General features: G+C 45.4%; 17 protein-coding genes. 12 read left to right on the plus strand and 5 right to left on the minus strand.

Annotation, left to right across the window (positions count from 1 at the left end):
* Positions 1–75: 75 nt before the first annotated feature.
* The gene (locus tag BZ167_RS19300) at positions 76–417 is read left to right on the plus strand and encodes a transcriptional regulator YodB (protein WP_012117759.1); all 342 of its coding nucleotides are present in this window, start codon (positions 76–78) and stop codon (positions 415–417) included.
* 39 nt (positions 418–456) lie between these two features.
* On the opposite strand, the gene BZ167_RS19305 is transcribed toward BZ167_RS19300, so the two are convergent.
* Positions 457–825 carry a hypothetical protein gene (locus BZ167_RS19305; protein ID WP_012117758.1) on the minus strand — a complete coding sequence of 123 codons (369 nt, stop codon included), beginning with the start codon at positions 823–825 and terminating at the stop codon, positions 457–459.
* A gap of 52 nt (positions 826–877) precedes the next feature.
* A complete protein-coding gene (locus BZ167_RS19310) occupies positions 878–1267 on the minus strand; it encodes a tautomerase family protein (protein WP_003153733.1) in 390 nt (129 codons plus the stop codon).
* Between the two features lie 202 nt (positions 1268–1469).
* Between BZ167_RS19310 and BZ167_RS19315 the strand changes: the two genes are divergently transcribed.
* A complete protein-coding gene (locus BZ167_RS19315) occupies positions 1470–1709 on the plus strand; it encodes a hypothetical protein (protein ID WP_003153736.1) in 240 nt (79 codons plus the stop codon).
* Between the two features lie 34 nt (positions 1710–1743).
* Here BZ167_RS19315 and BZ167_RS19320 read toward each other — a convergent pair whose 3' ends face one another.
* Positions 1744–2208, minus strand: a complete 465-nt coding sequence (locus BZ167_RS19320; RefSeq protein ID WP_039254863.1) for a hypothetical protein — start codon at positions 2206–2208, stop codon at positions 1744–1746.
* A gap of 97 nt (positions 2209–2305) precedes the next feature.
* Between BZ167_RS19320 and rarD the strand changes: the two genes are divergently transcribed.
* From rarD to bshB2, 4 genes are all read left to right on the plus strand, one after another.
* A complete protein-coding gene (gene rarD, locus BZ167_RS19325; RefSeq protein WP_039254865.1) occupies positions 2306–3202 on the plus strand; it encodes an EamA family transporter RarD in 897 nt (298 codons plus the stop codon).
* A gap of 67 nt (positions 3203–3269) precedes the next feature.
* Entirely contained in the window at positions 3270–3548 is a 279-nt protein-coding gene (locus BZ167_RS19330) for a hypothetical protein (RefSeq protein ID WP_003153742.1), read from the plus strand.
* Positions 3545–3895 (plus strand): YojF family protein, encoded by a 351-nt coding sequence (locus BZ167_RS19335; protein ID WP_007611980.1) that lies wholly within the window; start codon positions 3545–3547, stop codon positions 3893–3895. Before BZ167_RS19330 ends, BZ167_RS19335 begins: the two co-directional genes overlap by 4 nt.
* A gap of 17 nt (positions 3896–3912) precedes the next feature.
* On the plus strand, positions 3913–4578 hold the full coding sequence (bshB2, locus tag BZ167_RS19340) for a bacillithiol biosynthesis deacetylase BshB2 (protein WP_007407961.1): 666 nt from the start codon (positions 3913–3915) through the stop codon (positions 4576–4578).
* Between the two features lie 27 nt (positions 4579–4605).
* Here the strand turns inward: bshB2 and BZ167_RS19345 are convergent, their stop codons facing one another.
* Together BZ167_RS19345 and BZ167_RS19350 are read right to left on the minus strand one after the other, a co-directional pair.
* Positions 4606–5454 carry an STAS domain-containing protein gene (locus tag BZ167_RS19345; RefSeq protein WP_077392187.1) on the minus strand — a complete coding sequence of 283 codons (849 nt, stop codon included), beginning with the start codon at positions 5452–5454 and terminating at the stop codon, positions 4606–4608.
* Positions 5455–5467: 13 nt separating this feature from the next.
* Entirely contained in the window at positions 5468–6829 is a 1362-nt protein-coding gene (locus BZ167_RS19350) for an MATE family efflux transporter (protein WP_077392188.1), read from the minus strand.
* Positions 6830–7106: 277 nt separating this feature from the next.
* On the opposite strand from BZ167_RS19350, the gene cdaS reads away from it, so the two are divergent.
* From cdaS to BZ167_RS19380, 6 genes are all read left to right on the plus strand, one after another.
* Entirely contained in the window at positions 7107–7733 is a 627-nt protein-coding gene (gene cdaS / locus BZ167_RS19355; protein ID WP_015417634.1) for a sporulation-specific diadenylate cyclase CdaS, read from the plus strand.
* Between the two features lie 118 nt (positions 7734–7851).
* A complete protein-coding gene (locus BZ167_RS19360) occupies positions 7852–9063 on the plus strand; it encodes a macrolide family glycosyltransferase (RefSeq protein WP_060675217.1) in 1212 nt (403 codons plus the stop codon).
* Between the two features lie 320 nt (positions 9064–9383).
* Positions 9384–10628 carry a C40 family peptidase gene (locus BZ167_RS19365; RefSeq protein WP_060675216.1) on the plus strand — a complete coding sequence of 415 codons (1245 nt, stop codon included), beginning with the start codon at positions 9384–9386 and terminating at the stop codon, positions 10626–10628.
* A gap of 81 nt (positions 10629–10709) precedes the next feature.
* Positions 10710–11300, plus strand: coding sequence for a superoxide dismutase family protein (locus BZ167_RS19370; protein ID WP_060675215.1), 591 nt, complete (start codon positions 10710–10712; stop codon positions 11298–11300).
* Between the two features lie 77 nt (positions 11301–11377).
* Positions 11378–12268, plus strand: coding sequence for an AAA family ATPase (locus tag BZ167_RS19375; RefSeq protein ID WP_060675214.1), 891 nt, complete (start codon positions 11378–11380; stop codon positions 12266–12268).
* 10 nt (positions 12269–12278) lie between these two features.
* Positions 12279–14195 (plus strand): vWA domain-containing protein, encoded by a 1917-nt coding sequence (locus tag BZ167_RS19380; protein ID WP_060675213.1) that lies wholly within the window; start codon positions 12279–12281, stop codon positions 14193–14195.
* Positions 14196–14355: the final 160 nt, after the last annotated feature.

Below are 14355 nucleotides of genomic sequence, written 5' to 3' on the forward strand. Positions count from 1 at the left end.
CTAAATGTAACTCGAAAACTAATTTTAATGGATCACAAAAAACTTGTCAATTCATAGATGAAGGGATGAACTCACGTGGGATATACAATGTGTCCTAAAATGGAATCCGCTTTTTCTCTTTTGGGAAAGCGCTGGAACGGCCTCATTATCCATGTACTGATGGACGGGCCGAAACGATTTAAAGATATGACCGAAACGATACCGACAATCAGCCAAAAAATGCTCGCGGAGCGGCTCAAAGAGCTGGAACAAAATGAAATCGTCGAGCGTCAGGTGCTGCCTGAAACACCTGTCAAAGTCATTTATAAACTGACTGATAAAGGCTTGGCCCTGCAAGCCGTTTTTCAGGAAATGCAAAAATGGGCAGACAGTTTTTGCGAGCCCGGGGGATCTGCCAACGACACATGTGATGAATAACAAAGGCTGCCCAAGGCAGCCTTTTCTTAATGATCATGTTTACTCGTCATAAAAACCATTAATATCAAAATTGTTCAGATTGAGATTCAAGCCTTTTAATTGCTTTAATAAAGCATCGAATGTAAGGAAATGATCATTTTTACATTCCGCCGGGACATCATTTGGAGAAAATAGTTTCATTCCTCCCTCAATCCACTGTTTCCGGTATAACTGAAATGCCGCTTCAATTAAATGATCAGGCGTTACAATAAACCCTAAGCTTACGTCATGGTCTTCGCTGTAGCCGAATTCAAACCCGCAGCAGGGGCAAATATCAAATGTTTTTTGATATTCGCCGTTATAAACGGGACTTGTCTCTAATCCTTTAAATCCGCATATTAAACAAGGATACAACTCACTAACCAACATACATCCCTCTTTTATTCAGTTTGCAATCATTCAGAACAAGCCGGGAGGCCTTTTACAGTTTCCCGGTTAAAAACTGAGCCTCACCAAGCCCGAAGCTCCAATCGGCGTTCCCGTTTTCTGTAATGGAAATCATGACGTCCTCGGGTGATATGCCGCATTCTGTTTTAAGCTGATCAGCCATCAGTTGATATAACGTTTCTTTTTGATGTTCGGTGCGCGCTTTGCTGACAATGCTGATGATGACAAGATCTTTGCTTCTTTTGAAACCGAGCCCGGTATCTTCAATGATAAGCTCATGAGGCCGATGCTGGTGAACGATCTGATAACGGTCCGTTACAGGGACGTCAAAAGCTTTAACCATGGCGTAATGGGCGGTATCCAGTAATTTCTTTAATGCTGCGTCATCCCGGCCTTCAATAACGTCAAAACGAAGTAATGGCATATTTTATTCCCCCTGATGGTTTTTTATCATGTCGCAACTTGTAAAAAAGTATAACAGTTAATCAAAATGTAATCAAATTATAACCAAAATATTTATACATTAATGCAATATCACAGAGAGGCACATGTTGTTACAATCGCCCAATCAATTTCCTCATTTTATGAATACGCTTAAGAATAGGCAGACATAAAGGAGGAAAAACATGTACCCTCGTCATGCATTGTATCGCGGGAATTTCGGTCCTGCCGGATTTCCGGCGAGAAGTCCTTTTTTGTTCGGCGCTCCTTTATTCGGCGGATTTTTAGGCGGTCTTCTCGGAGGCGTGATTGCCACAGGCTTTACAAGACCCCGCTATCCGTACGGGTTCGCCGGTTACGGATACGGAGGCGTCCCATACGGCGGTTTTGGGCCGGGTGCCGGCGGTTATCCGCCATTTTATTAAAGAAAAAACGGCCTGCATCGCGCGGGCCGTTTTTTTATCTTAAAATCTCCACTTCCGATAGATTGTAGTCTTCCTGTTTTGAAAACATAACTTCAATCATCCCGTCTTTATAGACTGCTTTTGTTCCTTTCCGTTTGACGAGGCTCGGAAGGACGATTTCTTTTTTTCCTTCTCCCAGACTGCTGTTCTCTACAACGAGGCTGTGTGACGTATGCTTAATCCTGATACGGTCGAGTTCCTCTTGTTCGGCGGGAATTTTCGCAAAAACATGATCGGATGTTTCAAAAAGGTCAATTTCCGGCTTGGGCGGTTCCGCTTCGACCGGCTCGGCCTTTTTGGACATTGGGTCGCGAAAAGGGAACTGTCCGGCATAACCGGCGCCGAATACGCTTTCCATCACTCGGTTGACATATGTCTCGACATCTTTCGGATCAGCATTTTTAAACGTTTCTTTAGAGAACTGATTTTGGAAGGGAAAATATCTGTTCCAATCAAACACGGCATCTCACCCTTTCTTAACGGACAACATAGTATATGCCCGCCGGAAGCTTCCCGTGATATAATATAATCTGTTTACAGAAAGGAAGGGGAAGGCCGTGCAAGGGAATAACGCAAGAAAAGGAATCATTTATACCGCTTGTTCTTTCGTCATGTGGGGGCTGTTTCCGGTCTATTGGAAACTTCTTGAACAAATACCCGCATTGGACATTTTAGCTCACCGGATTTTATGGTCATTTGTTTTCATGTGTGTGCTTTTAACTGTGCTTAAGAAGTGGAAAACCGGATGGCGTGAACTGCGTCTTTTGAAATCGGAAGGGGGCCTGCTGGCGCTTTTTTTCGCTTCCGTTTTAATTTCCGTTAATTGGTTTGTGTACATATGGGCCGTCAATCACGGCTTTTTGCTTGAAGCAAGTCTCGGGTACTACATTAATCCGCTCGTTTCCGTTCTTTTGGGCATCCTATTCTTAAAAGAAAAGCTTAACAAGATGCAAACAGCAGCCGTTTCTATTGCCGGGGCGGCCGTGATCATATCTGCGTTTCAATATGGCGCGGTTCCTTATATCGCATTGCTGCTTGCATTCAGCTTCGGTCTGTACGGCTTATGTAAAAAAAGAACCCGCATGTCCAGCACGATCGGACTGACGCTGGAGACGCTTTTGATTACCCCGGCTGCACTTATTTATTTAGGATATACAGCTGACGGGAGCACTCCCGGGTCCTTGGGGGCAGGAACATGGGCGCTCCTATTCTTCGCAGGCGTATTTACGGCTCTGCCGCTGTTGCTGTTTGCAGAGGGGGCAAAGCGTCTGCCGCTGTATCAAGTCGGCATTTTGCAATATATAGCGCCGACCATTACCCTTATGCTCGGCGTATTTGTGTATCATGAACCGTTTTCCGGGCAAAAAGCGTTTACCTTCATTTGTATATGGGCAGCATTGCTTTTGTTTACCTTTTCACAGATAAAATGGAAGCGGCCGATAAAAAGCCGCTAAGCCTTTCGCTTTCCAGCGATAGCTTAAATTATGTATAATCATTACGAGTATGTAAAGGAGCTGTACAATGGGCACTGATAAAGACATAGCAAAAGCCTATCAGGCACTGTGGAATAACCGCACTCTCCCGGCTTCAACTCTTGAAGAAGCGGAGAAGGCAATTGATCTTGAACTGCTTGATCAAAGAACACATCCGAGGCTCCGGAAGTCACCCGAGGAAAAGTTTGCTCTGGCGGTGCAGCGAATTGTAGATTCCCGGCTGCGGCCGATTGAGAAATATGAATTGGTTGAACTACATACGAAGCGTTTGCAATTTTTAAAAGAAGAAAGAGGGGAGCAGCTATGAAAGCGATCATAAAAGAAGATGTGCAAACTTCTTTAGAGCGATATGCCGATCGTCCTGTATATATCCATTTGGAAACAACGACCGGTTCTTATTCAGCGCATCTGAATGAGAAAAACATGACGGTTGTAGCCTATATACGCAATGCAAAAGTGACGTACCATCAGGCGAAAATCAAAGGAAACGGCCCGTACCGCGTCGGTTTGAAAACGGAAGAAGGCTGGATTTACGCAGAAGGTCTGACTGAATATACAGTAGATGACGAAGACCGCTTGTTAATGGCAGGGCATCTGCCGGGCGGAAAATTGGCGATTTCGCTTCAAATCAGCGAAAAGCCGTTTACAGTTTAAAGAAAAGGGTGAAAATCATGAAAGAACATGTACTCGTCATCCTGCCTCACCCTGATGATGAATCATACGGAGTGGCAGGGCTGATTGCTTTACACAGACAAAAAGATATTCCCGTTACGTATGCATGCGCAACGCTTGGCGAAATGGGCCGGAACATGGGAGATCCTTTTTTCGCGAACCGTGAAACACTGCCGCTGTTAAGAAAACAAGAGCTGATCGACGCATGCAAAGCAATGGACGTTACTGACCTGAGAATGCTGGGGCTTCGTGATAAAACACTTGAATTTGAAGATGACGAGTGGCTCGCGGATATGATGGAAGAGATTATCGACGATGTAAAACCGAGTCTGATTGTCACATTCTATCCGGAGCACGGCGTCCATCCGGATCATGATGCATGCGGCGAAGCGGTTATCAGAGCGCTTTACAGAAAGAAAAAAGAGGACCGCCCGCGCACGCTTTGCATGGCAATCACCCGCAACAGGGAGGAAGCCGTCGGCAAGCCTGATGTTATTCTTGATATTAAAGAGGTTGCCGATATTAAAATGAATGCCTTAAAAGCGCACCGCACCCAAACGGAAGGCATGCTGAGAGAGCTGGAAGAAAAAATAAAAAATAACGAGCCGGTTCTTCAGACATGGTTTGAAGAAGAAGTGTATTGGACATATCCGTGGAAAGACTGATAAAAAAAGGGATAAGGCTGAAATGCCTTATCCCTTTTTTTGTGTCAGATCGGAAGCGATCGCTTCTGCAAGCGAAGACCTTATTGATAAATTTGAGAAACTCAGTCCGAGCTGCACCGCGGTTTGGGCGATTTCAGGACGGATTCCGGATAATGTCGCTTTCACGCCGAGCATTCCGAGTGATTCAATTAAGGTGAAAAGCTGTTGGGCAACCATCGTGTCAATCATGGCTACGCCCGATAAATCAATGTACAGCTGCGTGATGCGCTTCTCTGAACACTGGTGCAGCGTATTCTCCAAGATCATTTTGGCTCTTGCCGTGTCAATATCCCCGATCAGCGGCAGCAGTCCGACATTGTCAAAAAGCACAATTACCGGCGAGCTCAGCTCGGTAATCAATTCTTTTTGCGCTTTAAGCTGAATGTTTGTGTTTTTATACATTTCTTCTATGAAAATATGAATGACCACATCAAACGATTTAATCAGCGTATGGAATATATCTTCGGCATCTTCTTCTGTCAAGGTGTCTGAATGAAGTCTGGTAAACTGCTTGACATGGCCGACATACAAATCACGAACTCTGATAAACTCGCGAATGATGTAATGGATGGGAGTTTTTAAATGTTCTTCATCCCGTGCGGCTTCAAACGCCCACTTTTCTAATGCCGCTGTATATACTTCCTTCTCTTCAGAAAAAATCCGATTGAGCTGATAATTAAACGCCAGATTTTGTTTTTTCAGATTCGTGAGTACAGCCGGGTCAGTAGAAGCATAAACAGAATCAGGATCCGTTTCATGAAGCGTATCAAACCATGTCTGACTGATGTCCTCCGCCCGTTCAGTTAAATAATCGTACAGCAGTTTATGTTTTGGCATTGCTGCTCCTCCTTTATAAAATCGTCATTTTTTTCACATAACGCTTTTGCAGCTTCATCAGTCTGAAAAATAAACCGACAGCTCCTGCGGCAAGTCCCGCAATTAAACCGATCCAGTAGCCGTATGCCCCGAGGCCCGTATAAGTGCCGACTGCGTAACCGAGCGGAAGCCCGATAATCCAATACGACACAAAAGCCGCGCCGAGTGTATAGTTGACATCCTTATATCCTCTCAGAGCGCCTTGTATCGGAGCTGCTACGGCATCAGAAAGCTGGAAAAACAGCGCATAGATTAAAAAGTGCTGCGTCAACATGAGCACGTCCGGATCTGATGTATACATTCCGGCGATTTGCGGCCTGAACAGTAAAATGAAAGCCGCCGTGCATAAAGAAAAACTAAGCGCCATCACGATCCCGATATAGCTGTATGAGCGGGCATCTCTATAGCGATTTGCGCCTGCTTCAAAGCCGACCAAAATGGTCATGGCCATGGATACGCTGAGCGGCAGCATATACAAGAGGGAAGCAAAATTCATTGCCGCTTGGTGGGCTGCAATCGTCACCGTCTGAAAATGGCTCATAAGCAGTGTGACAGCCGCAAAAATGCTCGTTTCAAAAAATACCGCAAAACCGATAGGCAATCCGATTTTCAAAAGCTTCCTGCATTCAGACGGAGAAAAACGGTACAGTTTCCGAAATACAGAGTACCCGGCAAACGGCTCAAATCTGCAGACGATAAAAAAGCTGATGGCGCAAATACACCAGTAAGTCAGGGCGGAAGCGAGCCCCGCCCCGACTCCTCCCAATGCCGGCATGTTGAATTTCCCGAAAATAAATACATAATTTAAAACAAAATTAATAGGCAATGAGCAAAGCGTAATAAGCATTGTGACTCGCGTTTTGCCGAGTGCGTCAATAAACGAGCGCAAAACGTTGTACACAAACAAAGGAAAAATACCGAGGGATAAAAATCCTAAAAAGTGTTTTGCGATCGTCCGGACACGAGGTTCCAGGCCCAAATGTCCCAAGATCATATCAACGGTGAAAAAGCCGATCAGGATAACCGCCGCACTGAGAACGGCCGCTACATAAACGGCCTGGATGACGGAAAACGGCACTTCCTTTTGTCTGCCGGCTCCAAACAGCTGCGAAACAACGGGCGTAACGGCCATTAATATTCCTGCCAGGCCCGTATAAACCGGCGTCCACAGGCTTGAACCGATTGCAACCCCGGCTAAATCGGCAGCGCTCACTTTCCCTGACATCACCGTATCCAAAAAGGTGATCAGGGAAAGGCCCGCCTGTGTGATTAAAATCGGAATGAAGATATGTAACAGCTGTCTGACCTTTTGGCCGATCGTGTTCGTTTCTCTCAAGTTAGGTTCCCCGTTTCTTTATTTTAACGAGAGAAATTATAACATTTTATGTATAAAAAGCAATGAAAGCCGGCCTACTCTTTTTTGTCCGGTTTCGGCTTTTTAAACATCTTGGCATAAATGAATGAAAGTGAAATGACCCCTAAAAAGGTGCAGATATATTGCATCAGCCGTGCGAATTCCATATGATGTGCGCCTCCTTTCATGATTATGGTGCACACAGCGGCGCATATCCATGCGCACGATGCAGAAAATAAGGGAAAGGAGCTGATGTGACATGCGCCACACTCAAATGACGGAAAGCGCGTTTACCGCTGCCGTTCAAACGTATTTGAAACAAATTACAGAGGATGCCGGAATGATACTGCGGACATTGAATGAAAAAGACCAATGCCTTCTTTGCGAATTAGATGAACTGGGACATACGTTTCAGGAAATGCAGGCTGTCGCTTCGTCGTTTTACCTGCAGTCATATATCGAACATTTCACGCCTTCCTATACAGAGCTGGCGAGGGCCGTGCAGCATCTGGCGGAAGAAAAACACGGAGCGCTGATTGTGATTGAACGTGCAGATCCGCTGGACGGAATGATACAAAAAGGGACCAGCCTGCATGCCGAGATCAGTGCAGCTTTAATTGAGAGTATTTTTTATCCCGGCAATCCGCTTCATGACGGAGCCGTATTGGTCAGAGAAAACCGAGTTGTATCAGCAGCCAATGTGCTTCCGCTCACAACAAAACATGTCGATCTCAAATACGGGACGCGCCACAGGGCCGCGATGGGACTTTCGGCCGTGACTGATGCACTCGTGCTCGTTGTTTCAGAAGAAACGGGAAAAATGTCCTTTGCTAAAGACGGCGGACTGTATCCGCTTGTTTCGCCGCGGGCGCTTCATACGAAATAATAAGAAAATGGGAATATTGTACCCATTTAATATTAATAAGGTGAACATCTTTACCTTTTTCTGTATTGATGTTATCGTTTAAATATACATAAAATTTAAAAGAATAGGGAGTGGAAAGATGGCAAATGTATTGATGATCGGCTTTCCGGGAGAAGGCCATATCAATCCGTCTTTAGGCGTCGTAAAAGAACTGAAGGCAAAAGGGGAACATGTCGTATATTACGGCGTGAAGGAATATGAGAACAAAATCGCGTCAAGCGGAGCGGAATTCCGTGAATATGAAGATTTCCGAAAAGATGAATTCGGAAAAAACGCAACGGGTGATGAACAGCGGGACGCTACCGAGTTTTTGCTTTTAATGATTGAGACTTCCAAAAAAGCCGCACTCCGTATTCTTGAGGAAGTAAAAGATGAATCCTACGACTACATCCTGTATGATCATCATTTTCTGGCAGGAAGGCTTGTGAGAAACCAGCTGAAACTGGCGGCATATTCACTTTGTACGACATTTGCAATGAATGAAGCATTTATTAAAGAAGTGTTTTCAAATACAAACCTTGTATCAGAGGAATCATCTCATTATCCGGCTTATACCGAAGCGGTCAGCCGGCTCAATGAAGAATTCAGCGCAGACATTAAAACGCCGTATGATATTTTCTCAAATGACGGCAGAAAAACCATCGTATTTACTTCAAGAGCGTTTCAGCCGAAAGAAGAAGAGTTTGGCGATTCTTATCTCTTTGTCGGTCCGTCCATAACCGAAAGGGCGGCGGCTCAAGATTTCCCGTTTGAACAGCTTGCAGGAGAAAAAGTCCTGTTTATTTCCATGGGCACGATTTTTAACAATCAGAAGGAATTGTTTAATAAATGCTTAAAAGCGGTCAGAAACTTTAACGGAAAAGCCGTCATGTCAATCGGCAAACATCTTGATCCTGCGGAGCTTGATGAAATTCCTGAGAATGTCATTGTAAAGCCTTATGTTCCGCAGCTTGAGATCCTGAAGAGAGCGGACTTATTTATCACTCACGGCGGAATGAACAGTACGAGCGAAGGGCTTTACTACAAAACCCCGATGATCGTCATTCCGATGGGCGCAGATCAGTTCGCCGTCGGAAGCCAAGTGGAAAACACGGGCGCGGGCAAAATGTTTAAAAAAGAAGATGTAACAGCGGAACTGCTCACTGAAGCAATAAAAGAATTGAGCGAAAATCCTGAATATCAGACAAAAGCTTCTGAAATCGGAGAATCCCTGAAAGCGGCCGGCGGAGCACAGCGTGCAGCGGAATTGATAGCAGAAGACGTGAAAACTGCCGAGACCCGGGTTCTGTAATCAGCCGTCACCCGCTTCCTTTAAAGGAAGCGGGCTTTTTTTGATTGTTTTTCGGGAGGATTTTTCACGCCGTAAAGAGAATTGTATGAAAAACAGACAAGAAAGGTGGAATGTCGCGGAAAAAAGCCATGTTATGAAAATGATTCCAAAGTCTTTTGTGAAATGTTCTCAATTTATGTAAAATGTGTGGCATTGGTGATGATCTAAGGCCAAATGAATCGGAATTAATGTCGACTTCTGAATGAATCCTGCATAACAGGCGGCGTCCAAAGAAAAGGAACGTCCCTTTCAGCAATGATAAATAGGAGGTTTTTCGTTATATGAAGAAAAAAATCGCAGCCGGACTGGCTGTATCTGCAGTAATGACTTCAACCTTCGCCGTGCATCCCGCTGAAGCAAAAACCATTCAAGTAAAAAGCGGCGACTCTCTTTGGAAGCTTTCCCGGCAATATCATACAAGTATTTCAGCCCTGCAGGCGGAAAATAAACTGAAATCAACGATACTCCACCCAGGACAGCGGCTGCACATTCCCGACGGCAGCGGCACACATAAAACGGGGCAAAAGGGAAAACGAAGCACGGGTGCCTACACAGTTACATACGGAGACTCGTTATGGGTGATCGCAAAAAAATACAAAATGAGCGTTTCTGAGCTGAGAAGCCTGAACCGTTTGAGTTCAGATGTCATCTATCCCGGCCAGAAACTGAAAATTAAAGGGTCTGCCGGCGGCACGGACGACGGAGGCGGCAGACAGACAAAGCCTGATAAAGGCGCATCAGGGACTTACACTGTGAAGCCGGGTGACTCGCTGTGGAAAATCGCCAATCAAACCGGGATCACCATTGCCGAGCTGAAAAAGCTGAATCAATTAACATCAGACATGCTGTATCCGAATCAAGTGTTAAAGATCAAAGGTTCTTCACATAACGGAAACAGCGGCACAACACCGCCATCTCATTCAAACCCTTCTGAGAAGCCATCCACTTACAAAGTAAAAGCAGGCGATTCCCTCTGGAAAATTGCTAATCGGTTCGGCATCACCGCTCAGCTCATCAGAGAAAAAAATAAATTGACAACTGATGTGCTTCAAATCGGACAAGTTCTGGTGATTAAGGGAACGGGAAAAACAGAAGATCCTGTGCGGCAGCCGGATAACAAACCGGCAAAACCAACCAAGCCGAATACTCCCGAACCTCCGGTGACAGGGTCAAAGATTGACAGAATGATAGGCGAGGCGAAAAAACATGTCGGCGTGCCTTACCGCTGGGGAGGCAATACGCCTGCGGGCTTCGATTGCAGCGGTTACATCTATTACCTTTTAAATAAGGTAAGCTCTGTTTCCCGTCTGAGCACGGCCGGATATTGGAATACGATGAAACATATCAGCCAGCCGTCAGCAGGCGACTTTGTCTTCTTTACGACATATAAAGCGGGCCCTTCTCATATGGGAATGTATTTAGGCGGAGGAGATTTTATTCACGCAAGCTCCTCCGGGGTTGAAGTTTCAAACTTAAGCAATCCGTATTGGAAAAAAGCTTATTTAGGAGCGCGCAGTTATTTTTAAAAAAAGCCTTTCGGGGCTTTTTTTGTTTACCATTTTTACGTTTTGACAAGACTGATGGGTAAAAAATAAGGGGGAGGAAGCATGAATCGTCTCTTGCTTTTTCTCATGCTCGCATCAATTACGCTTTGCGGCTGCGGGGGGGGACCCGCTCCTGTTCCGCCCAAAAAATATGGGGAAAGCCGCGCATTGGAAGCATCTGCATACCGTGAGCATGCCGGACTCATCAATCAAAACGGAAAAACGATCGGATATATCGAAGTGAGGGAATCTGATGATGAAGGGTCAGACATTCATATATCAGCGGGGCATCTGCCGCCCGGCACTTCTCTCGGGTTTCATATTTATGAAAAAGGGACATGTCAGGCACCTGATTTCGAATCAGCCGGCGGTCCGTTCAACCCTTTGAACAAAGAACACGGCTTCAACAATCCGATGGGTCATCACGCCGGGGATCTCCCCAATCTTGAAGTGGGGGCTGACGGTAAAGTGGATGTCATTATGAACGCGCCGCAAACTTCATTAAAAGAAGGGAGCAGACTCAGCCTGCTCGACCGGGACGGAAGCGCGTTCGTCATTCATGAACATACGGACGATTATTTGACAAACCCGAGCGGAAATTCCGGAGCCAGAATCGCCTGCGCTCCCCTGACAAAAAGCGCCCGCAGGGAATGAGCCCTTTTGTATTGAGTATACAAGGGCTTTTTTAGTATACTCGGTTATGGAATACAAATGGAAAGGAAACATCACCTATGACTTCAGAATTACAGCACCTATCATTTCCGGAAGATATACAAAACAAACTGCAGGCTTATCAAAATCATCCCGTTTCCCAAGAATTCCGGGATTTAATCGGATCATCAGGCTATGAGGCCGAAGATAAAGCGATTGTATTCGATGCCGTCATTGCTTTGACAATGGGAAAAAATATCTTATTAAAAGGACCGACGGGTTCAGGGAAAACAAAATTGGCGGAAACGCTTTCGAACTATTTTCATAAACCGATGCACAGCGTCAACTGCTCCGTAGACCTCGATGCAGAAGCGCTTGTCGGCTATAAAACGATTGAAAATGAACAGGGACAGGCGACAATTGAATTCGTTCCCGGACCTGTAACAACCGCAATGAACGAGGGACATTTTTTATACATTGACGAAATCAATATGGCAAAGCCTGAAACCCTTCCGATTCTAAACGGCGTGCTAGATTACAGAAAAATGATGACAAATCCCTTTACAGGAGAAGTGATTAAGGCAAGCGAAGGATTCGGTGTTATCGCCGCGATTAATGAAGGCTACGTCGGCACCGTTCCGCTGAACGAAGCCCTTAAAAACCGTTTTGTCATCATTGATGTTCCGTATATTAAAGGAAGCCTCCTGAAACAGGTGCTGACCTCTCAGTCTGTTTTAAAAGATGAGAAATTAATTGAGCGTTTTATGACGCTGTCTTCTGATTTAATCGCACAAGCGCATAACGGACAAGTGTCAGAAGAAGCGGCGTCCATCAGGGCTCTCATTGATACGTGCGACTTGGCTGCGTACATCCCGCCGAAACGGGCGATTGAAAGAGGCATCGTAGAAAAACTTGACGACGACAGGGAAAAAGCCGCTGTCAGAAATATTGCAGAAACGCTGTTCGAATGAGGGATATACAATGAAGTTTATCAAATTTAATGACAGCACGATTGATTCGTTTTTGTTCATGATGCTGACTGATCTGGCCAAAACACTGACCAGAAGCAGTGAAGTTGAAGTGGAATACGGCGTGCAGTCTTACTACAATCCCTTTGAAAAGAAAATTTACATGAGCCACTTTTGGAAAGACCGATCAGCCGGGGATATGGAAGCCGGCCTGAAAAGCGATGTCTATTTGCGCGCTGTCGGAACACGCAGCAGCTCATTTCGGGTATTTGCGGGGTTTTTAAATGACGTTCACCGGCACTTCACCCGCCAAAGCTTTGCCAAGCAGCTGTTTATGCTGCTTGAGGATATCAGAATTGAAGAGCTGATCAAAAAAGAACGGCCGGGAACGAAACGTGTTTTTCAGAAGCGGAGGGAGATGTACAGGAAATATTTCACGACGCAGCTGACATTGAATTTAGAACGGAGCATTTTCACCGACGCTTTGTATTGCGCGATGTTTGTCAAGCTGACGGCTGAGTCTCCGCTTGAAGGCATTCCTTCCATGCATGAACATATTGATATGATGATACCGTATATTGAACGTCAGCTCATCCGGGTGTATGAGGCGGATTCTACGGAACAAATCGCAAGAATAACGGAAGACCTCATGGAAGGCCTTGATGAAGTGCTTGAGAAAGATATGCTGAACACGTACTTTTTTCTGCCGGAACTTGATTACGAAAAAGCGGCTGAAGAGCCTTTATTCGAAAGTGTAAAAAAAGCGCCTTCGTTAAGTGACGATCTCACGCTCCCTGAGTCTTCCGACGGAGATGAAGAAATCCTTGAAGAGAAAATGAATACGTGGCACCGGGAAACCGAAGCGCCGTCAAAAAGTTTCCTTCAATTTGATATTGAGCACGGCGCGAAATCAGATCTTGGGAAAGACGCGGCCAGAGAAGGCGATGACGGTGACCAGGCGCTCGGCTCCGTTCAAGGTTCCGCACGTCAGACGAAAAGAGAGGATTACTCCAAACTGGAAGCGCTTGAATCCATTCAGGATGAACATGAGGGCGCGGGGCTGGCTGACGGAAAAGAAAACAAATTTGCCTTCCCGGTTTATCAAACGCCTCATAAAGCGTCTCCTGAAGAGGAGCAATCTTATAAAGAACAGGCAAAAACGATAGAATCATATCAAAAACGCCTGAAGCAGATGATACAAAAAACACTTGAGCACAAAAAAACGCTCCCGCGGACCGACCTTCACGCAGGCCGGCTGAATCGCAAACTGATCCGCTATTTTACGGAGCGGAACCCGCGCCTTTTCTATAAAAAGCAGGACCCGTCTTCAGACATTGACGCCGTTTTTACATTGCTTGTCGATTGTTCGGCCAGCATGTTCGACAAAATGGATGAAACAAAAAGAGGGATCGTTCTTTTTCATGAAGCCTTGAAATCAGTGTCCGTACCGCACCAGATCGTCGGATTTTGGGAGGATACAAACGAAGCGACCGAAACGAGCCAGCCGAATTTCTTCAATACCGTCATTCCGTTTGAAGAGTCGCTGCTGCAGGCGGCGGGTCCGCTGATCATGCAGCTTGCGCCTGAAGAAGATAACAGAGACGGATACGCCATCAGACAAATGACGAAACAGCTGATGCGGCGGAGTGAGGCGCAAAAATTTTTAATCGTGTTTTCAGACGGAGAGCCGGCAGCATTCGGATACGAACAAAACGGCATCGTCGATACGAGCGAGGCTGTCATCGAAGCGAGAAAAAAAGGGATAGAAGTCATAAATGTTTTTCTGTCCAATACTGCGATAGAGGAATCACAGATGAAAACCATTCAGGATATGTACGGAAAGTACAGTATTTTTGTTCCGGATGTCGATCAGCTGCCCGATGTGCTGTATCCGCTCTTGAAAAAACTGCTTCATAAAAGCATAGGATAGGCTTTTTCCTATGCTTTTTCGCTTTTTATTTTAAAATGATTTAATTTTTTCGGTATTGATCTGTTTTTTTTACTATTTTGTGAACAATCAAGGTAGAATCCAAACGCAATCAGTGGTAAAATATCCTTGGAAGCGTTTTTATTACATAATTTTGGGCACA

The organism is Bacillus sp. 275 (assembly GCF_001999205.1).
Taxonomy (GTDB): Bacteria; Bacillota; Bacilli; order Bacillales; family Bacillaceae; genus Bacillus; species Bacillus velezensis.